Below are 21,446 nucleotides of genomic sequence, written 5' to 3' on the forward strand. Positions count from 1 at the left end.
TTTTCCTAGTATTCTACATCTTTACCTAAAAACTTGAATTGAAGGAATGATATAAATCCGATAATCGCTGCTAGTACTAATGATTGTGCCGCTGCCTCACCAAACTCAAAATATGTGAACGCATTGTTAAAGATTAACAAACCTACCATTGTTGTTGCATGGTCTGGTCCACCGCCTGTCATAAGATAAGCGTTTTGGAATACTTGGAAGGAACCGATAACACCAGTAACAAGTAGGAATAGCGTTGTTGGCTTAAGGAAAGGGACAACGATAAACCAAAGCTTTTGCAGGAAAGACGCGCCATCAATTTCAGCTGCTTCATAATAGCTGTTATCAATAGCGAGTAATGCGGCTATATAAATAATAATTGCTGTACCATGACTTGATAACCATGACATTAACACAAGTGAGAACATTGCAGTTGCACTGGAACCAAGCCAGTTTTGATTTTCAATACCTAAAAAACTCACGAGCTTATTGGCAATACCTGATTTTAACGGATCGAAGATCCACAGCCACACAACAGAAAGCGCTACACCAGATGCTACGGCCGGCAAGTAATATAGTGCTTTAAAGATCGTTTGTGTTTTTTTCTTGAAAGGAATAATCAAAATTGAAATTAAAAATGATAGAAGAATATTAAATGGAACCGTTAATAGCGTATATACTAACGTGTTTTTCAGCGCTTTCCAGAAAAGTTCATCTGAAAACGAGTTAACGAAGTTATCCATGCCGACAAAAGTGGATCCTAATGGACCATATTTTTGTAAGCTGATAATAAAAGCATTGATGACTGGATATGCGGTAAATAAAGAAAACGCAATAAGTGCTACTGCGATAAACGCGTATCCCCAACCTGAGTCACTTTCGAGCTTCAATTTTTTTCTTTTAGTTAACGTTTGATTCATTGGGTCGCACCTCTCTTCTAAAAACAGTACAAGCTCTAGCTCATTTAGAAGGAAAGCTGTACGTTCTAGCTACGCACAGCTTTCACATGCTAATTCATAACAGACTAGTCAACTACAACGCCATCTTCACCGAAGGATTTAATTGCAGCTGATTTCACTGCATCATACATTTGTTGTGGAGAAATCTCATTTGCAAGTAATGCTTGTAGTTTAGGAATAATAACTTCTGTTTCAATTTTGATGGCTTCAGCAGCTAGATCAGTAGGAATATCTGTACGAGCCGGAAGCGCTTTTGCCATCATAGCTTTACCTGCAGCAACGTTATCTTCGTTACGAGGGAATTTTTCAAGTACTTCTGCATTACGTGCAGATTCAGTAATTGGTGTTAAGAACAATTCATTACTGTAGTTAGCAGCAATTGAACCCGAAGACAAGAAGTTCATCGCTAGGGCAATATTTTTGATATGCTCTTCAGAAGGAGCTTTTTTACCACGAAGTGCGATATAACCATCAACGATTGAAGTAGGGATATAATCAGCACCGTTGAATGTTGGCACTGGCAGTGAAATGTAATCAACTTCGATAGAATCCGCAACAGCTGAACCATCGTTCGCTTTAATCTTCTCATTGTTTAGACGAGCAGAGTTTTCAAATGCAGATAAACCTTTACCAGTGATCATCGTTTGACCCGTTAGGAACATGTTCCACCGTTTACCAGCATCGATAGAGCTTAGCTCTTTAGGCATAGAACCATCGTCGATCATTTGACGAATAGATGACAGTAGACCTAGGAATTTATTGCTTGTATACGTGTATTTAAGGTCCTTATCGAAGTAATCTGGTAGACCTGCAGTTTTAGCAAGAATAGCTAGGTAATCTTTAGATGCTACACCAGACGTTGCGAACACGAAACCATAACGAGTAGTTTCACCTTTATCATTCTTCACTACACCTTTAGAGATCGCATCGCGGAACTCATCATAAGTCCAACCGTTTTGTTGAATGCTTTTCCAATCAATTCCGGCTTCTTCAAGGAATTGTTTGTTACCACCGATGGTGTGGATTTCCATGTACGCCGGTAGACCATATTGAGCATCACCTAGTTGGAAATATTTCATTGGAACTTCGTCATAATCTGCTTTAACTTCGTCAGAAAGGACATTGTTAAGGTCGATTAGTACATTAAGTGCTGCATATTTTGAAAGTCCAGCTGCACCGATCCAAGCAATATCTGGAGGAGAACCTGCATTTACTTGAGTATCAAGTTTTTGCGTCATATCTTCCCAGCTCGCTGGTTCAATTTTCAGAGTCAAGTTAGGATGAAGTGTATTAAATTCTTTTTCCATATCAGTAAAACGTGCTTGATAGTTCGCTGATACTGGAGGTAAAAGTGCTGTAATCGTATCTTTTTTGGTCTCAGAACCACCGTTACTGCTTCCTGAGTTACCGGAATCTGTAGAAGCTGGAGCGTTATTTCCGTTTCCTCCGCAAGCCGATAATAGTGATACCATCATGATTCCTGACAAAAACAGAGTTAATCCACGTGATCTTTTTTTCATCGAAAACAGCCTCCTCAATTATTAATAGCATCCATCCTGTTATTCCACTTTTCACACCTAAACCAATGATGCGATTGCCTGTTTCAAGCGTCCTCCGTTTGCATTAAGTACTTGTTCTGCTTCTTTTGCATCTAACCCCGATTTAATCATCATAATTGCCAGCTTACAGTTCATAGATGCTTTTTCAAGTGTTTCTGCGGCGGTTGATGTATCTACACCTGTCGTGTTCATGATGATACGAATCGAGCGATCTACGAGCTTAAAATTACTAGCCTTCAGATCAACCATCAAGTTGTTGTACGTTTTTCCTAACTTGACCATTGTGCATGTTGTCAGCATATTAAGCACCAACTTCTGAGCAGTTCCTGCCTTTAATCGAGTCGAACCGCTAATGACCTCCGGTCCTACAACAGGTGTTATACAAACATCTACAATGGGTTCGAACTTTGAGCCTCTGTTGTTACAAACACCGATAGTGGCTGCTCCAAGTTCCTTTGCTTTCGCTAAAGCTGCAATAACGTAGTTTGCACTACCGCTTGCCGAAATCCCAATAAGTACATCTTTGTTTGTTACACCAATGCTTTCGATTAATGCGATCCCTTCATCCATATCGTCTTCACAGCCTTCAACCGCAGTACGCAAAGCAATATCACCACCAGCAATATAGCCCTGCACCAAGGAAGGATCTGTACCAAAGGTAGGAGGACATTCGGAAGCATCCAGAACACCTAATCTTCCTGATGAGCCAGCTCCTATGTAAAACATTCTTCCACCATTAGACAACCTATGATGTAGAATATCTACCGCCTTTGCAATCTGCGGAATCTCCTCAGCTATAGCTCTGGGGACCAGTGCATCTTGTTGATTCATTAACTGGATCATTTCTTCCGTAGTACATTCATCAATCATTAATGTGTCTGGATTCACAGCCTCTGTTGTCAATCCCGCAAGGTAGTCATTCATAGCCATCCTCCTTCTTCCCAGCCTTAATCTGTCATTTAATTAACAAAACGCGTTAGATTAACTTACAATTATTATGTTCTTATACTAATACAACACCATCGCTTCGTCAATAGATTTTGAAATATAATTTCATAAAGAAATTAAATTCTGATGTTTTATTTCATTCCTTACATACTATGTTATACCACATTTATAAAGCGCTTACAAGATGCAATTTAAATTCTTACCAATTGGTTTGATCGCTATGGCTCTAAGGTTAAAGCGATTTTAAAAAATGTATTATTTGCTGATTATCGCTCCAAACGAAACATAAAGTTACATCATCCGTGTTCAACCAGATGATGTTTCGTCTTCGATTCCATTCATTTTCTTCCTCATAATTGTGTGCCAAGCTATTAATTATTGAATTAAACTACTTATTATATTCATTAGATCAACGTATTCATCATGTAGATAATCTGACATGGATTGATAAGTAGTACATTTTAGTACACGAATAAGTGAATGAAATACAAAAAAAAGAAAGCATTGATCCATGATCAATGCTTTCCTCCACATTCATTCTATCAGAACCTAATTTCTAAGTTTTTTCTTTAATATATTATGCGTTTTTGTTAAGTAGGTTTTTACTTCTTCATATTCTGCACTTGCGACACCAGCAAATAATATGTCGATGATCGTAAGCATCGCAATACGCGAGCCCATAGCCCCACTGCGGATTGTTATTTCAGGTGTGGATATGCTCAGTACAATATCCGCCCGCTCCGCAAGCTCACTTTTATTGTACTTCGTAATCGCAATACATTTCGCTCTATTCTTTTGGGCAATTTCCAGTGCATCAATAATATCACTAGTTGCTCCAGAGTTAGAAATGAAAATGGCAACATCCTCTTTCTCAAGTAAAGTTGCTGCCGTGAGCTGACTATGACCATCTGTATAGGCATGACACATCTTATTAATTCGCGAGAACTTCTGTTCCCCGTCCATACAAACGAGTCCCGAAGCACCTATTCCAAAGAAAACAATTCGCTTACTATGACATAGTAATTCTACAGCTCTTGTAATTTCTTTTCGATCAATAACACTAAGCGTATCCTCAATGGACTTGCAATTATTCAATGAAATATTTGATATAATTGTCGAGAGATCATCACCTGGCTGAATATCTGTATATTGAGCCTTTGAATCCTCATCACGAGAACCCAAAGATGCCGATATACTCACAATAAAATTGCGGTATCCGCTGTAACCCATCGTCTTACAGAAACGAAGGACAGATGCATCGCTTGTCTTACTCGATTGAGCCAATTCCTTAATCGACAAATGAGGGATCTCTTCCGTATTTTCTAAAATGTAATCTCCGACCAATCGTTCAACTGGTGTAAAACTCTCTCGCATCTCACGAATTTTAATTAATACGTTGTCATTTAGACTCATAATCTACCTACTCTAGATTTAATTAACACCTTAAATAATATCATAAACAATATAAACAACCTATTTCAATAACAAAATACGCTTTGGCATATTAAAAGCTAATATTAATTAATCTATTAAAATTATCCTACTCTTAGGTCATCTGGTGACTTTACGTTGATTATAGCGTAATAAAGTTGTAAGGTATAGTCGATAATTATATACTTTCTGATATGGTGAAACAAGGGACCACAAAGGTCCCCGAAGATTCTTTCTATTGTTCTCAGCATACGTATAACGCATGTATTTTTAAATTTTACTGCCGTCTAAATATGACTCGATTTGTCAACTGCATTCTTTGGTGTAGCACCGTTGCTTGAACCATTTAATTTGCTAGCAAGCTGCTTTAATGCAGTCAAGAACACCGGCATGGCCGCTACACTTAGTAATAATAGTGCAATGATTAATACGAATGCTACCTGTATAAGTGTCATTACGCCCGAAGGAATCAACGCGGCGCAGGTACCTCCTAGAATAAAGGCAGCAGACAATACTACACCAACCATATAACGTGATGCCACTCAATTCTTGATCCAACATCCCCTTCAAGCTCGTTATACCGCATCATCAGGAATTTTTTGCGGAATGTAGAATCTTTCCGTTGTCTTGGATTTGCTAAAATCGCTTAAGAATTTTTGCGCATCTTTCAAACCACCGCTTACTTTATCAAGACCTTCACTACTAGTAGATAGACCAGATTCCAGCTTCCCCATCTGGTTCTGCAGGTCATTCAGAACACCCAGCAATTGCTTTTGTCCATCATTAATTTGAGTCACGCCTGATTGCAGCACAGCGGTTTTTTCCGCTATTGCCAAAGTTTGCTGAACATTAGGGTCGTTTGCCAGCTCTGGTTTGCTTTGTACCAAATTATTCACTAACTGCTTCTCCAACTCCTTGCCATCTAGGTGTGTAGTCATTTCGGTGATTCCAAGCTAGGATTTCTTATCCTGCAATGCCTTGATGACTGAGGCAATAGAATACTTTTTTGTATCGGTTAGGGCCTTATTGCTGCCGCTGTTAAATACCGCAATGATATCAAATGTTTCTTTGTTACTCTCATTCATGGTTTTTAACATCATATTTGCCAGAGCGCTTTGTGCAGTATCAGGTATCTTTATTTGTCCATTCTCCTGCACCAGCTTTTCCATATTCGGCATCGTTATCAAGGCGACGATTGTAAGAATAATCCACAGTAAAAAAGTAGGTTCTCCAGTCCCTTATCTTTTTCACTTAATACCTTCCTTTCATTTCTCGGAATGAACTTTCATTCTGAACGTAGTGACAAAGGAACCTAATGCTCCTTAGTCGGAAAATCAGCAGACTCCCTGCAATCTAATGGCATTCCAAAAGCTGTCTGTAAGTTCTTCTTCGAGCTCAAGCCAATACAGTAACTCACTTTCTTCCATCATTTTAGCGAACATCTTCAAAGGGCCATATACAGTGCAGATCAATGCCATGGAAGGCAGGGGGCGAAACAATTTCTCCTCCTTACCTGATTTGGGTATATCTAGAATGAATTTTAATAAATCACCGAATATTGCTTTGCTATGTTCGTTTAAGTAATATCCATCTTCATGCAAGCCTTTCTTTTGCGATTTTTTTGCGCAAGAAATAAAGAGTCCTTTATAATGTAATAATGTACATAAAGACGGATTTGGAGGGAAACAAATGGCAAGTCATAAATGGGTATTAATCATAGACGATGAAGATGATTTAGCTCGTCTGATGAAGGCAGTTTTACATAAAGAAGGTATTGCAGACGTTGTAACGGCCGGGACAGTTGCAGAAGGATGGGGCAAGTTTCAGGAGTATAATCCTGAACTTATCTTGCTTGATATTATGCTGCCAGATGGAGAAGGATATGACTTATGCAGAAAAATTCGGGAAACATCAAATGCACCGATCTTATTTATGTCTGCAAAGGATGAGGAAATTAATAAGCTGTTAGGACTGGCGATAGGTGGCGATGATTATATCACTAAACCGTTTAGTCCAAAAGAAGTCGCTTATCGGGTAAAAGCACAGCTGAGAAGAGCTGGCTTTACAGAGGAAAAAAAGGCTCCGAAAAGTTTGCAAGTTGGCCCCTTTGAGCTTAGTGCCAACGAGACAGAATTAAAAAAGAATGGCGAACCCCTTGTGCTTACCGCCAAAGAAGTCGGTTTAATGAGCTGTTTCATGCATCATCCGAATCAGATCATAAGTAAAGAAACCTTGTTTGAACAGGTATGGGGTGAAGATTTTTTTGGTTCCGATAATACAGTGATGGTACATATTCGCCGCTTACGCGAAAAAATTGAGGCTGACCCTTCAAAGCCCGCCTTTATATTAACGGTTAAAGGGTTAGGTTATAAATTACATACCAAGGGGTGAGATAAGTTGAAATGGAAATTGACACTCCGTTTTTTAAGATCGGTCATGACTATTGTTGTGATCGTTGGTATAGTAAATGCGATTTTATTCCTTTTTATATTCTTTTTACAGCTAAAAAACAATAATTTCGGCACTGAAGAAGCATCTGCAGAAACCTTTAGCCGGACCTTTTCACAATATGTAGAACTACAATCCGGCAGACCCGTTGTCAACGAAGATGGCCTCAAAAAACTACAGGAAATGAGCGCCTGGGTACAATTTTTGAATGACCAAGGGGAGCAAGTAGCAGCCTTTTATGCCCCTGAAGAATTGCAAACAGCGTATTCTCCTATTGAAATCGTACAAATGTATAAGTATAAAGAATTAGATGCAAGCACGACTGTTTTTGTCAGCACAGCCCAAAATTTCAGCTACTTTTTAGGGATTCAAAATCCGAAAATAGGCCGCTATGTAATGACCTATGACTACGCTAAAATTTTCAAAGATGTTAATATTTTTCTCTCCATTTTTCTTATCGTTGATGTTCTTATTGTAATTATCATTGGATTTTTATTTGGGAAAAAGTTAACTGCACCACTTCATACATTGATAGAAGGTATTCAACAGCTCAGGGAACGACGTTTTAAGAAAATGCCTACTCCCAAAGGTGTGTATGAAGATGTGTTTCGTAATATGAATGAGCTATCTGAAAAGCTCGATCGACATGAAGAGGAACGTAAGCATCTCGACCAAATGCGTGAGGAATGGATTAGTAATGTTTCACATGACATGAAAACACCACTCGCTTCTATTCAAGGGTATGCAGAATTTATAAACGACAGTGCCACAGATTTAACAGCACAAGAATTACAGGACTACACAGCAATTATCAAGAGTAAATCGATGTATATGAAAGATTTGTTAGATGACCTCAATTTAACGACGCGTTTGCGTAATCACCAGCTATCCCTGCAATTTGAAGAAGTAAATCTCGTTCAGTTTCTACGAGAAATGACGATTGAACTTTTAAATGACCCTACCTTTGGTGAACGGCAAATAGAGTTTGAGGCAAATGAGGTTACAGCCGTATATAAAGTAGATAAAAAGTTACTAAAACGAGCGATCCTTAACTTTATCTACAACGCGCTGGTGCATAACGATGAAAATGTCGTGGTGAAGATTCGAGTGGAAACCATTCATCCGCATACCCAAATTACAATTTCTGATAATGGCCAGGGTATTCCGTCTAAAGATCTGGAACAGGTATTTGAGCGCTACTATCGGGGTACAAATACTACAAGCACACATGGAACTGGGTTAGGCATGGCCATAGCAAGAGACATTATTTGGGCTCATGAGGGGAAACTCGATTTGACGAGCGTTGAAAATACCGGAACCACCATTACCATACTTTTATAATACAATTGCCTTACTTACTCATTAGGCAGAAAAAAGGGCTGTACTCCACTTACTTTATTGGAGACAGCCGTTCTTCAATCTATTAGTTTTTTAGTGCCTTTAGCGGAATATCCTCTAATTTCACTTCATCGAATGAGGATACTTGATCACCTTTTTTTACATACATTTTCAAGTAAGCTCCTTTGCGAAGATTTTTTTGTGCATTAAATTGGAGTGGAATGGTTTCACCTTTGGCATTTGTAGCCTCCAGTGTATACGAATAGGAAGTCATCACTGTACCATCGTTCAGTTTATATTCATGGGCTTCCCCATCCTTTGTTATTTGTAAATAGTAATTATCGGCATTAAAGCGATTGAAGTCAAATTTAGCTAGAGCAAAGACACCTGCAGCTCCTATAACAAACAAAATACCAATAGTAATTAGAAATTTTTTCATCTCAATCATCCTTCTGTTCTATTATTTAGTGTGATAATACGATTGTAAGAAGCTACGGTTAACAAATAATACAATCCGTAAATTACGGTATAAGCAATCATCCAGAGCAACACAGGTTTTGCTAAGTCCATCATCATTAGACTAGAGAAGGCTTTTAAAGCTACTACACTGTGCAATAACCCAACTGTGAGCGGTACTACAAAGATAATGAATACCTGTGACGCAATGGATTTTCGCATTTCTTTTGCATTGACACCCATTTTATGCAGCATATTGTACTGAGATTTATCTTCTTCTGCCTCAGTTAATACCTTAAAGTAAATGATACTGCCTGTTGCAGCCAGAAATACGAGACCCAGAAAACTTCCGATAAACAGTAGAGAGCCGACACCTTCCAAGCTTGTTTGGTAATCTTGCGGACCACTTGAAAATAGCGCTTCTTCTGGTAATTGATTTGCAATTTTTTGAGATAAATCTACTGAGGCATGATCTACCCCGAGGACACGATAGTGCTGCACTTTCCCATCATTTTGCAATATTTCATACTGATCATCTGAGACTACTACGGTTATACCTGCTGTACCTACATTCAATACGGTTTGCGTGTTAAAGCTTTGGAATGTGAGTGGATGGCCGTTGCCTGTTGTTATAGTTTTTCCTGTATATATAGGTGAGAATCTTTTGTCATATCCGATATCTAAAATAACCGCGTAGCCATCATTTACATTTAATTTTTCTTTATGTTGTACACTCGCTAATTGGTTGTAGGTTTTTTCATCGATAACTGTATATTCTCTTTTATCAGAGCTATCGAATGTGGATGGTGAGTTTAACTCTTTCGTATGAAACGTAATGGATAGTGCTTCAAATTTTTTATCGTATTTTGTATCTGATAGCACAGCACTCACTTGCCTATCCATTTCTGAATCTGTTGATTGATACATAAAGGTATTCGGATTAATCGTTTTCGCCGAGTCATTCGTATTGTAATAAAGACTATATACCGCTCCACCGGCAGTTACTGTCGTAGCACTTAACACCGCAATCACAGTTAATGTTCGGGCATTCCCACGGATACGGTAGAGCAGCTGTGAAATAGTCATTACATGAAGGCCTTTCCACAGCCACTTTTCATTTTTCTTAATCATCGCTAACACAAATCCAGTCACACTGTGGAACAATAAAAAAGTACCCATAATAACCGTTGTTAAAATAATGAATACCGTCATAAGAAAACCAATTTGAGCCCATACGTTAGAAGTGAATAAATCCTGCATCGCGAGCCAATACCCTAAGACAATTAGCAATATTCCAAGTACAGCAACGATCATCGATGATTTGGGCGCCACTTCTCCCTTTTTTGAAGCATGAAATAAATCAATCAGTTTAAATTGATAAATCAAGCGATAGCCTTGAAAGGATGTGACTAAGAAAATAATCAGAAATACGATAGCAGTGTTCTTTGCTGCCGCCGCTGAAAATGTAAAGGGTGCTATAACGTTATATCCCATTAAATGAATCAAAATCGTCATAAACCCTTTTGAACAAAGGAACCCAAGTACAATCCCTACTACTAAAGAGAATAATCCTAATAATAGATTTTCAAAAAAGAGCATAAAGCCTATCTGACGATTACGAACACCAAGCAGCGCATACAATGCCACTTCTTTTTTACGTTTTTTCATAAAAAACGAATTGGAATACACTATAAATATGACCACGAAAAAGAAGAGAATGACTGCGGCTCCACTCATTAGTGATCCTAGTTTTTGGGATGAAGCCGTCTGTTCTGCTATCGTGTCACTATATTTCAAGGTCACAAATGTAAAGTAAATGATGATACTAAACACCATCGAAGCAATGTATAAAAAATATTGAGAAAAGTTTCGTGCTATATTTCTTCTGGCTAGACTAAATAACGTCATCTACCTCACCCCCAATGGCTGCATGAACATCTAAGATCTGTTGGAAGAAGGCTTTGCGTGTTTGATCCTGACGATATATTTCTGTTGAAAAGGAACCATCCTTGATGAAAATAATCCGGCGGCAGAAGCTTGCGGCAAATGCATCATGGGTCACCATCATAATGGTCGAATGGTTATTTTCATTTAGCGTACTTAAGCTTTCCAATAAACCGGTTGCTGATTTGGAGTCAAGCGCACCTGTTGGCTCATCAGCCAAAATTAGCGCAGGCTCTGTCACAAGCGCTCTAGCCGCAGCGGTTCTTTGTTTTTGACCCCCAGAAATTTGATAAGGATATTTTGCCAGTAAATCTTCAATCCCAAATACTTTAGAGATCTGAGTCACGAGATGATTAATTTCCTTTGCTGGAACTTTAGCAATCGCCAAGGGAAGCAATATATTTTCCTTTACAGTCAAGGAATCGAGTAAATTGTAGTCTTGGAAGATGAAGCCGAGATGATCACGTCGGAAGTCTGCTAAAGCGGCTTCCTTCATATCATGAATACTCTTGTTCTTCATATAAATCTTGCCTTCAGTTGGAGAATCTATAGTAGCTAACAAATTTAACAAGGTTGATTTCCCCGCTCCGGAAGGGCCCATAATCCCTACAAACTCACCTGCATGAATGTCAAAAGACACATCTTCTAACGCTGTATAAGCAGCGTTTAACTTCCCGTATACTTTTTTTATTTTTTCAACTTTTAATAATGGTTCCATTCATTTCACCTCATAATTTGCTGATACTTATACTATAGGCTCTGAACCTTACAGCAAATTCATGCCAACCTTACAATAAGCTTAAATCCAAAAAAAGGGATACCCAGTAGCCATTTAAGACTACGGAGTACCCCTTTTATTCAAGATTTAGGTAAGTTTTGAGCCGAGAGCTCTACATTATTTTTCTCGTTGTATATAAATCAGAAGCATCATCAAAATAGAAGCGGCGTTTCTGTTTGCCAAACACGACTAATATCGCATGGATGAACAGCACGATCGATAATATGAACAAGGTCAATCCAGCACCCAGCGTTAAGAATATGGATGCCTTATAAAATGGAGAATCCATTGATAGCTCCACGTTATTTAACGTATTCGCAATGACTGTTATGAAGTATATCGCGTAAATCGCACCAAAGCGTTTAAATAATCGCTTGTTTGTTTCCTTTTGACTTACTTTACTGTCATAGCGATAGCGCATAATTTTCGTACCGATGGTCGCTCCGTTCCAAATCCACGGAATTATAAAAAGTGTTATAAAAAGCGTCACTGTCGTCGCAATAAATTCACTAACGATATTCACGTTGGTCATACTCAACACCACTTTAACCACTATGTTGCTGATAAATATATCAATCATAACTGCCAGCAACACAGACATCCCTTTCACTTCATCAAGAGCCAATAATGTTTCTGCTTTCTCATTAATTTTCTTCTTGGAGGGGAATAACGCCAACACGGCTGGAGCAATAAAGAATCCCAGTACCCCGCCAGTAGTATTCAACAATAAATCATCCACATCAAAAATACGATAAGGGCAATTATAAATTCCGTAAATGCCGGTTACCTGTGTGACCTCATAAAATAAGGTTAGTGAGAAGGTGATCCCTAGCGCTTGCTTCCAGTGTTTCTTGTCTTGAAAAAAGTATCGCAAATAAACACCAAAAGGTAATAACAGCAAAAAATTAAAAAAGGCTTGATAGAACGATGGTTGGCTAAATAACAGTCTATACGTTGCAGGCTGTGACAGAACTACACCACTATTATCAAAGGTACTCACAATAAATTGAAAAGGTATAAGGGAATAGTGTTGTGTACCCGGTTTTTGTAGCGAACAAGTATTGCGAGTTTCTGGCAACGGCAACAAAACTAAAAATAACGCTGCTAGAAAGTAAAAGATAAATGAAAACGAAATTAATGTAGTTGAAAAAGGCAGATAATTAAACTTTCTATAGGTATACACGAGCCATGGGATAAATAAGGCGAATGCTAAAACAACAAAAAAAATCGCTGCCACAAAGATTGGTTGCGTATATGCTGACATTTCTAGTTCACACCCCATAATTATTTAGTATTCATATTAACCATAAAACGGATTCTAATTCAACTGGAGTTGGAACATTTTATCAGATTTAAGGATTCTGTAATGTTGACATTCATTTAATGTAAGGTTCGCAACTTATAGTGACTTCTAGGCAAATAAAATTATTTTCAAAGGAGAACTATAATGAACCCCTCCATCTCACAAAAAGAAAGAATTATTTCACTCGACATCATTCGCGGACTTGCTCTTTTTGGCATACTGCTTATAAATGTTGGGGGCTTTAAACTTATTATGGAAGGAGATCCCTTGCCAGACTATAGTGGTATTAATGGAATCATCAGTACTTTAATCACCATCTTCGTACAAAAAAAATTCTTTTCTATTTTTTCATTCCTTTTTGGAGTAGGCCTGTACATTTTCGCCTCAAGAGCTGAAAGCCGGGGAGATCAACCAAGAAAGCGTATGGCTAGACGTTTACTAATCCTCTTGCTGATGGGAATCATTCATATATTTATCTTTTGGGGATCGATTCTCCCCGCTTACGCCATTATCGGATTGTTGTTGATCCCTTTTTATTACGCGAAGATTTCTACCCTTAAAAAATGGCTTGTTGGCATGACATTAATTTATATCCTTTGCCTGATGTCAAAAATATTTTCACCCTCGCTTGGGGTGTTATCAACTGTGTTAGATCTGTTTTCTAATGACGCTATACAAATCTTCATCATGTTTTTAACTGGCTTTTTAACCGCAAAATCAGGTTGGCTGACACGCATACAACAATTGTACAAACCGATTAGATGGATTCAGATTGTATCTTTTCTTTTGTTCGTTGGTTTCTCATTATGGATTTGGAACGCTTCTCAAAGCGGGAACAGCTATGTAGATTCAGTTACAGCCATAGGGTCACTTCCAACCACTTTGTTTTACTTAACCACATTATTTCTACTATTAGAGAATAAACGTATCGTGAAAATTTTGAGACCCATAGCACGAGTTGGTCAAATGGCATTTACAAATTATGTAGCTCAAAGCATTATAGGGACAGCAATCATTTCAATTATAGGTCTCGAAGTCGTCTCACCAAAAGATATTCTCTACATCGCTGTTCTGATTTATTTGATTCAAATCATTTTTAGTACCATCTGGTTCAAGTTCTTTTCTATGGGACCCTTAGAAAAGGGTTGGCGCTTGTTGACCTATGGAACAAAACAAACTACAAAACGATAAAAACTCTCGCTAACTTGGGCAGCGGTGGTAGTTGATGTTCTCATTTTTCCAATTAAGCATCGTTTTCATCCACTTTTAACAGCTTCGTGGTCAATCTTATCGCTCTGTTCACACCAACAGTTGAACCGCATGTTCGATGAATTTGTCTCATCGTGATATCTTTATCCTCAGTTGCAGCGTGCATCTTTACCGGAAGTTCGTCAAGAATCGAAAAATTCATAAAGAAACGCCATCCTTTCCAAAAATTCTATAGAGAGGATAACGTCTTTTTGCTTTATAGGTAGTGTAAAACCTTAGCTTGATAGCGATGGGGTAGCGTCAGGAAAATGCGGTTATCCTGCCGCTACCCCGTATACAAATTAAGTTACAAACAACTAATTTGAACTTAATGCATTATTGACAGTTGCGCTGTCCACGATTTGAATAAATTTATTAACCTTATCATTCTCATCAAATTCATATAGATGGCAAAAGTCTGCTATAAATGATTTTCCTGTTGCTTTATACGTCCCACTATATTTTCCGTAGACGATAACAGTGTTATTATTAAACGCATAGATTTCATCTTTTGCAGAATAGCCATCCCATTCGGTTCCAAGGCGTTCATGTACGTTTTTCACTACTTCATCTGGACCTACATAAGTACCCGCATAAGGAAATCCAGCAGCTTCTGTCCAAGATACATTATCACTTAAATACATTTTGAAGGCATCCAATTTTCCTTCACCGGTTAATACATACGTTTCATGTAATAATCTTTGATAAATATTCATAACATTACCCCCAAGGAATTTCTTTCGTTACAACTTTTGCACTTAATTCTAATACGCCTTTATTTGCATAGCCTGGATATGCTGCTTCAAGTTTTGCAACAAAATCCGTAGAAGTTTTACTTTCTTCAGAGGCTTTAATTGCAGTTTTTAGATAATTGCTAGTTGCAATAAGGGCTTGATTATCTAAGGATTTTTCTATTGAACCATGGCTTGGTACGATTATATTAGCATTTAATCCTTGTAACACTTTCAAGTTCTCAATCCAAGCTTCCATTGCTTCTTTTGAGCTAGTATCTGCTAAGAAAACATGTATTTCGTTGAATATTTCAATGCCACCAATCAATAATTTCAATTCTCTGTTAAACAAGCTAGTTCTGTAATTATCTAAACCTACAAGTTCAAATATTAAACCTTGAAAGTCAATAGTTTTTTCTGCAAATACTTGAGGCAATACAACATTACTTGGCGCGTTTTCTCCAAGTGCATCTTTCCAAACTTTTAATTTACCTAAAACAGAATGAACAATATGTTCAACAGTAGATTCTGTGGCATACGCAATGGCTTCTGGATACGCTGCTTTAATACTTTCTAACCCAAAATAGTAGTCCGGATCTCCATGAATAATAAAAATTTTATCTAAAGACAAGTTATTTTCATTTAGGAAATCAACAATTTCTTTCGAATCGGATTGAGTAAATTTCGCATTTATTAAGAATGCATGTCCTGCTTTTTCAACTAAGGTTGCAGTCACCATAAAACTTTTTTCTTCAGAACTAAATATCGTCAATTTCACATCATTTTGATTTATTTCGATTGTTTTAAACATAGAATTTTATCTCCTTTTTATTGAACCATCTTTAATTTCTAACGCTTTTTCAGGAGCTTTATTCTTCCTCTCAGCCGATATATTCTGTGGAATGATAAATGTTTTATACCTTAAATTAAAATCCTTAATAACAATCTTTAAAACGTGCTTCAATTTTATCCGACGTCATTACTCCGCCACCAATAGTAATTAATTGGTTATCCTTGTGTAGAAGTAGAGAGGGGTAGCTATTTATACCAAGTTGTTGAACCGTGTTGAAATCATTTTGAACATCTATTATAGTTTCTTGAGATTTTAGTCGCTCTAGTACTTGTTCAGGATCCAAATGATGATCAATAGCTATCTTACGATATGTTTCAGGGTCACTCAGACTTTTTCCATTATAATAAAACGCTTTTTGCATGGCAGAAGTAAATTCTAATAAACGGTTCGGTGCTAATGAACGTAAAGCTGAAAAGCCAATTGCAGCATCCTTTGAATTCATTGTAAAAGTACCTTCTGACAACAACGCCTGATATGAAGGACCAAATTCCGCACCAGTAAGTTCATTAATTCTTTTATTACCTTCTGATATATATGAGAATTTTTTTATTGGCAGATTATCTAAAAATAATCCTCCGGATAAAACAGTTAACGGAATTTCAGGGTGATTTTTGTGAAAACCTTTAATACTTTCTGAAAATCCATAGCACCATCCACAATATGCATCCCATATATATATAAGGGTGTCTTGTTTTATCTCCATTAAAAACGCCTACCTTTATTTTTTATTATTAAGCAGTCTCGCTGTTACTTAGAAATTCTCTGCTAACTTTTTAGCGCGTAGAATTGCATCTTCTTTAATCTATTGTGCTTTTTCAGCGCCTTATTATGCCCTTCAACATCTATTGCTTCAAAAGAAGGGACGCCAAAAAAAATTCATTATTACCTAAAAATGGAGATGCCCCCTCTCTAGTTCTTCAGCTGGACCTTCAGACTAGAAAGCACCAGGTGCTTGAGTATGAAGTGCTTTTTTATCTGTAACAGGGACTGTTACTACTACCTGTAACTATTGTAGTTACAGGTAGTGTGAAAGTCAATTCTTATTAACGAAAAAATTAACTTCCTATTGTTGGGCTCAATCTAAAAACCTTCAGATGTACTTCCTTGGTATGTATAGAGATAATTTTATGAAGTTATAACTACGCTAATCTAACAACACAGGATTTGCAGGTGTTTTTCCATTTTCATCCTCATTTTATGCTCGCTTGGATTCGTCAACCGCTATTTTCGGTTTTGGGCCGCTAACTTATTACATTAATTTGAAAGTGTTCAAAAGCCTCCCGCGGGGAGATTTTCACGATCACTCACTTTCCTGATTCCAATTCAAGTCGAAATTTCTTTTCCCAACCCAAAAACCCCTTTTTTATAAGGGGTTTTTGGGTTTAAGCGCTTTAACTTTTCGACGAAGAATCATACCCTAAACTTTAATAATCAGAGAATCAAGTCTACGGCATCCTGCGAAACCCACACTTTATCCTTAATCATTACCGTCAGCACATTGAGTTTCGTTGTTTTGCCATCCAGAATGGCGATGTTTTTATCAATAGGCAGCTTGAGAACCTGACCTGCTTTTTTCACTACAACCACCGGATTCGTCTTATCGGTCTTGTCTAGGGTGATCGTAGCTCCTTTGGACTTGAATTTATCACTGGATACGTACAGCGTATCCTGAAGCTCAGCCAGATTTAGTCCGGTTACTTCTTGAATATACTTATTCACATCCGTATTCTGGATTACACCGCTGTTCACGAAATCGGTCGGTTTATAATTAGCCGGATGGTAGGCGAACAAACCCACTTCTTCCGATGTGTGATCATCCGTAGAGAAGGTTACGCCTATCTTATTTCCCAAGATTTTACCGATGACCGGCGAAAGGTTATCCTTCATACCTAATCTGACTTGATCCGCTTCTTCTTTGGTTAAATCACTAAGTCCATAATTATCCGCAAGGACCTTTTTAAAATTGTTCTCATTAATACTGTCTTCAATGTAATAACTGGTATGCTTTGCTTTCTTCATCAAGGAGACTAGGTCTTTAGTAGAATCATAGTTCGTCATATTGAGCCCGCCAGTAGCATGATCTGAAACGGACAAGACTGCTGTATTTCCGTCTTTTTCTGCAAAGTCAACAGCGGCTTTGAAGGCTTTATCAAACGCTAATGTCTCACTCATAATCCCCACCGGATCGTTATCATGACCATACCAGTCAATCTGACTTGCTTCGACCATCAGAATGAAACCTTTCTCGTTCTGTGACAACTTCTCTACAGCAACTTTGGTCATTTCAGCAAGGCTCGGTTGCTTTTGCGGGTTCAGGTCAAAATCAGCATCCAGTGCTTCGGGGTTGAACAGACCCCAGATTTTATTCGTTTTAGAATTCATTAAACCTGCTTTATCCGTTACGTATTCATACCCATTTGATTTCAAGACTTTGGTTAAATCTTCTCCATCCTTGCGGTTAATATCTTCTTTGCCGGGTACCAAATACCCGGACCCACCCCCAAGAAGAACATCTACACCACTGTAGACCATCTGTTCTGCAATTGACTGCGCATTGTCACGCGTATATGCATGACTTAAAAATGTAGCCGGCGTCGCATCCGTTAATTCACAAGTAAATACCGTTCCTGTACTTTTCCCTGCCATTCTCGCTGCATCCATAATTGTAAGCAGAGGTTTGTTCACGTCCTCTGGCTTAACTGCGTCCACGAACGGCATCGTGATTCGGTCGGGCAGTATGGATACCGTCTCACTCTTGACCTTATGGCCTGTGGCATAAGCCGTAGCTCCCGCAGCGGAATCTGTGGTAAGTGAATCCGTAGAGTAGGTTCTCACCAGCCCGCTGAAATACTTGTCCATCGTAAGCGCCTGCCCTCCCTGATACCATCTGGCCAAGTTCACATCGGACAAGCTCATCCCATCCGTAATAAACAGGATCACGTTCTTGACCGTTTTGTTTGTAGGCGCATCAGAGTTATTGGCGCCACTGGCATAGGCCGTTCCGTTCCCTGCTGCAAGCAGACTGCAAACCATAATTGTACTGCAAATTCTTCCGATAACTTTTTTGCGCATTTGAATCCTCCTCTAGCAGATTTTATTAAGTACGTTTCTAGTTTAAAGGAGGATTGTTTGCGGGAGCAGCACCAATTCTCTTTTTATATATTAAATTCTATGCATATTTTGACTTGACCATTTAGCAATAACTACTTGTTCAGATTATCAGATAAATACTTTACTATGCCTTCTTCGGAGTCTTGAGAATACTCCCACACCATGACACCAGCCAATTTTTTATCTTTGATATATTTAACTTTTGCCTGCAAGGCTTCTTTATCTTCATACGTAATAAAAGTATCACCATCATACAAATAGGCCGTCTTAGCTGTATCGTCAAAGTATCGTTTAAATCGATCTTGACTCATATATTTTTCTTTTATTGTCTTGTAGCTTAAATCTACTTTGTCGATATTGATGGGTTTACCCAGTAAAAATGAGGCGTCCTTATTCTCATCACTTTTAACATTCTCCCATCCATAGGAATAAGCTGGAACACCTAGTAGAAGCTTACTCGGATCAACATCACGATCTAAATATAAACGAATAATACGATCCACGCTGGTTTTGCTCTTACTATTCTTATCTATAAATAAATTTGAATTATACCCTGTTGTTTCTGACCAAGCTCCAGTCAAGTCATAGCTCATCACATTAATGAAATCCACGTACTTTTCTACTTTTTTAACCTCAACGTTTTTGAAGAACCAATCTTCATTTCCAGCAGCAAAGGTTAAATAGTAATTTTTATTTTTACGCGGCAGTCTATCCAGTTTTTCATTAAGTTCCTTCATAAGACTAGTAAAGTTCTTGGTATCTTCTGGTCTGGCTTTAGTTGTGTTCCAGGAATCAAAGGCTGGATATTCCCAGTCTATATCGATCCCATCTAAATCCAACTCCTTAACCATTGCGATCATACTCTCAGTAAAAGAGTACCGGTTTCCATCCATAGAAGCATCGGAGAATCCGTCCGCTTTATATCCGCCAACACCAAGGATGAAACTCGTTTTTTTATTATTTGATTGCAGCTTTTTTATATTTTCTTTAATGATCTCATTTTTAGCAGGGTCCAGATCAAAATATACATTGGTTTTATCAATTTTAGCAAAGGCGAGAATAGCAATATCAATGTTTTTGTCTTTTAGATTAAGATCTTTAAAGTCTTTCCATAACGGTATGTACACGGAGGTTATTTTTTTGTCTGAATCATTGAGATTGTAATAGTAAATTCCCATGCCTATAGCTAATATAGCGATGAAGATTTTTGTATATATACTTATTTTCATCATGTTAACTTCTTCCCCCAAATAATACATGTGTAATATATTTATTTAGATTTAAGACTTTAACCGTGATAAAGCTAAATAAGAATACAATAATGACATTAAAAGTAAGGTTAACTATGGATTGGAGTAGAGTAGCTTGTATTTCTGCTCTTCTGGATACCAATATTTCAACTAACAAATGAATTAAGTAGATACTAAAGCTAGCCTTGGAAATGGAGCTGATTATTTTTTTGACTTTGTAATTCAACTTCTCGCTAATCACGGTTTCTTTTTCTTTAAAATAGATAAACGTTCCAATAGCCATAAAAAATGTTGAGAGTGAATAGTTGCCATAGAACATTTCATCTAACACACCACTAGATAAGGAAGAAAAATAGGTCGCTAATGGCGTTACAAAAAAGGATATAATGCCTAAGTTAAAGAAAATATTTTTAGCTTTGATGGATATCGTATAGTTGAAGAGATAATATCCCAGGATAAAATATCCTAGATAACCCATGAACAAGGGGATGTTAGTTATGGGAATATTAATATATTCAGAGGTCAATCTGTATACGAGGTCGGAGATGAATTTATAAACCACACTAACCAAAAACCATATCAACAGATAATATTTTAAATCCTTTTCACTGCACACTTTTACCAGCTTACTAATTAATGGAACTGTTATATAGATCGCAATAATCGCATACAGAAACCATAAATGTATATAATTCTTATCAAAAATTAAACCGTACGAAAAATGAATGAAAAAATCATAAACGCCCATGCTGCTTTTTTGAATGATATATTGGGTGTAAACGGCATAAATAAGTGACCAGCTAACTAAGGAAATGATTAAAGGAAGTACTTTTTTAATATAAAATTGCCGATATGATTTCACTTCCACTCGAAGGATCATCGCACCACTTATCATAAAAAATATTGGCACAGCAAATCTAGATATCGAATTAAAAATGTTGCTAATCCACCAAGAGGTTGTATTGAAATCATTTGTCCTTGTAAGCAAGTCTGCAGTGTAGTGCAAAATGATAACAGCTATGATGGATATTATTCTTAATACATCTATAAATACAATTCGTTTATCTTTCAATATATGATTCATAAATACCTCCTGATGAG

20 protein-coding genes and 1 pseudogene are annotated in these 21,446 nt (G+C 37.6%); 3 read left to right on the forward strand and 18 right to left on the reverse strand.

From position 1 onward, the window contains the following. Positions 1-5 precede the first annotated feature (5 nt). The 7 genes and pseudogenes from MHB64_RS19675 to MHB64_RS19710 form a co-directional block, all read right to left on the reverse strand. Positions 6-908 carry a carbohydrate ABC transporter permease gene (locus tag MHB64_RS19675; RefSeq protein ID WP_042189608.1) on the reverse strand — a complete coding sequence of 301 codons (903 nt, stop codon included), beginning with the start codon at positions 906-908 and terminating at the stop codon, positions 6-8. A 104-nt stretch (positions 909-1,012) separates the two neighbouring features. Beyond that, positions 1,013-2,467, reverse strand: a complete 1,455-nt coding sequence (locus MHB64_RS19680) for an ABC transporter substrate-binding protein (RefSeq protein WP_341135199.1) — start codon at positions 2,465-2,467, stop codon at positions 1,013-1,015. 57 nt (positions 2,468-2,524) lie between these two features. After that, positions 2,525-3,430, reverse strand: coding sequence for an N-acetylmuramic acid 6-phosphate etherase (gene murQ / locus MHB64_RS19685; protein ID WP_036688725.1), 906 nt, complete (start codon positions 3,428-3,430; stop codon positions 2,525-2,527). 573 nt (positions 3,431-4,003) lie between these two features. Then, positions 4,004-4,867, reverse strand: coding sequence for a MurR/RpiR family transcriptional regulator (locus tag MHB64_RS19690; protein ID WP_094869335.1), 864 nt, complete (start codon positions 4,865-4,867; stop codon positions 4,004-4,006). A gap of 305 nt (positions 4,868-5,172) precedes the next feature. Next, positions 5,173-5,715, reverse strand: a pseudogene (locus MHB64_RS33920) (hypothetical protein); the annotation flags it as partial. A gap of 123 nt (positions 5,716-5,838) precedes the next feature. Next, positions 5,839-6,054 carry a hypothetical protein gene (locus MHB64_RS19705; protein WP_341135201.1) on the reverse strand — a complete coding sequence of 72 codons (216 nt, stop codon included), beginning with the start codon at positions 6,052-6,054 and terminating at the stop codon, positions 5,839-5,841. A gap of 165 nt (positions 6,055-6,219) precedes the next feature. Further along, on the reverse strand, positions 6,220-6,486 hold the full coding sequence (locus MHB64_RS19710; RefSeq protein WP_341135202.1) for a hypothetical protein: 267 nt from the start codon (positions 6,484-6,486) through the stop codon (positions 6,220-6,222). Between the two features lie 88 nt (positions 6,487-6,574). Here MHB64_RS19710 and MHB64_RS19715 point away from each other — a divergent pair, with 88 nt between their 5' ends. Both MHB64_RS19715 and MHB64_RS19720 read left to right on the forward strand, forming a co-directional pair. Continuing rightward, positions 6,575-7,276 (forward strand): response regulator transcription factor, encoded by a 702-nt coding sequence (locus MHB64_RS19715; RefSeq protein WP_341135203.1) that lies wholly within the window; start codon positions 6,575-6,577, stop codon positions 7,274-7,276. Between the two features lie 6 nt (positions 7,277-7,282). After that, entirely contained in the window at positions 7,283-8,674 is a 1,392-nt protein-coding gene (locus MHB64_RS19720; protein ID WP_341135204.1) for a sensor histidine kinase, read from the forward strand. A gap of 82 nt (positions 8,675-8,756) precedes the next feature. Here MHB64_RS19720 and MHB64_RS19725 read toward each other — a convergent pair whose 3' ends face one another. The 4 genes from MHB64_RS19725 to MHB64_RS19740 all read right to left on the reverse strand — a co-directional run bounded on the left by MHB64_RS19725 (position 8,757) and on the right by MHB64_RS19740 (position 13,131). Next, positions 8,757-9,110 (reverse strand): YxeA family protein, encoded by a 354-nt coding sequence (locus tag MHB64_RS19725; RefSeq protein WP_094869328.1) that lies wholly within the window; start codon positions 9,108-9,110, stop codon positions 8,757-8,759. 5 nt (positions 9,111-9,115) lie between these two features. Further along, a complete protein-coding gene (locus MHB64_RS19730) occupies positions 9,116-11,035 on the reverse strand; it encodes an ABC transporter permease (protein WP_341135205.1) in 1,920 nt (639 codons plus the stop codon). Beyond that, positions 11,022-11,789, reverse strand: a complete 768-nt coding sequence (locus tag MHB64_RS19735) for an ABC transporter ATP-binding protein (RefSeq protein WP_341135206.1) — start codon at positions 11,787-11,789, stop codon at positions 11,022-11,024. The genes MHB64_RS19730 and MHB64_RS19735 overlap by 14 nt, the downstream gene beginning before the upstream one ends. 172 nt (positions 11,790-11,961) lie before the next feature. Further along, a complete protein-coding gene (locus tag MHB64_RS19740; RefSeq protein ID WP_445671616.1) occupies positions 11,962-13,131 on the reverse strand; it encodes a VanZ family protein in 1,170 nt (389 codons plus the stop codon). 165 nt (positions 13,132-13,296) lie between these two features. Here MHB64_RS19740 and MHB64_RS19745 point away from each other — a divergent pair, with 165 nt between their 5' ends. After that, positions 13,297-14,343: a DUF418 domain-containing protein gene (locus MHB64_RS19745; protein ID WP_341135207.1), complete on the forward strand. Its 1,047-nt coding sequence runs from the start codon at positions 13,297-13,299 to the stop codon at positions 14,341-14,343. A gap of 52 nt (positions 14,344-14,395) precedes the next feature. Here the strand turns inward: MHB64_RS19745 and MHB64_RS19750 are convergent, their stop codons facing one another. The 7 genes from MHB64_RS19750 to MHB64_RS19780 all read right to left on the reverse strand — a co-directional run bounded on the left by MHB64_RS19750 (position 14,396) and on the right by MHB64_RS19780 (position 21,429). Continuing rightward, positions 14,396-14,563 carry a hypothetical protein gene (locus MHB64_RS19750; RefSeq protein WP_179283624.1) on the reverse strand — a complete coding sequence of 56 codons (168 nt, stop codon included), beginning with the start codon at positions 14,561-14,563 and terminating at the stop codon, positions 14,396-14,398. Positions 14,564-14,717: 154 nt separating this feature from the next. Beyond that, positions 14,718-15,116, reverse strand: coding sequence for a nuclear transport factor 2 family protein (locus tag MHB64_RS19755; RefSeq protein ID WP_341135208.1), 399 nt, complete (start codon positions 15,114-15,116; stop codon positions 14,718-14,720). Between the two features lie 4 nt (positions 15,117-15,120). Next, positions 15,121-15,942, reverse strand: a complete 822-nt coding sequence (locus MHB64_RS19760; protein WP_341135209.1) for a cytoplasmic protein — start codon at positions 15,940-15,942, stop codon at positions 15,121-15,123. Between the two features lie 124 nt (positions 15,943-16,066). After that, a complete protein-coding gene (locus tag MHB64_RS19765) occupies positions 16,067-16,687 on the reverse strand; it encodes a DsbA family protein (protein ID WP_094869321.1) in 621 nt (206 codons plus the stop codon). Between the two features lie 728 nt (positions 16,688-17,415). Continuing rightward, the gene (locus tag MHB64_RS19770) at positions 17,416-19,056 is read right to left on the reverse strand and encodes an alkaline phosphatase (RefSeq protein WP_094869320.1); all 1,641 of its coding nucleotides are present in this window, start codon (positions 19,054-19,056) and stop codon (positions 17,416-17,418) included. A gap of 131 nt (positions 19,057-19,187) precedes the next feature. Further along, positions 19,188-20,324, reverse strand: a complete 1,137-nt coding sequence (locus MHB64_RS19775) for a glycoside hydrolase family 18 protein (RefSeq protein ID WP_280786618.1) — start codon at positions 20,322-20,324, stop codon at positions 19,188-19,190. Between the two features lie 4 nt (positions 20,325-20,328). Beyond that, positions 20,329-21,429 carry an acyltransferase gene (locus MHB64_RS19780; RefSeq protein ID WP_094869319.1) on the reverse strand — a complete coding sequence of 367 codons (1,101 nt, stop codon included), beginning with the start codon at positions 21,427-21,429 and terminating at the stop codon, positions 20,329-20,331. Positions 21,430-21,446: the final 17 nt, after the last annotated feature.

Source organism: Paenibacillus sp. FSL K6-2859, assembly GCF_038008265.1.
In the GTDB taxonomy this organism is placed as follows: Bacteria; Bacillota; Bacilli; order Paenibacillales; family Paenibacillaceae; genus Paenibacillus_AQ; species Paenibacillus_AQ nitricinens.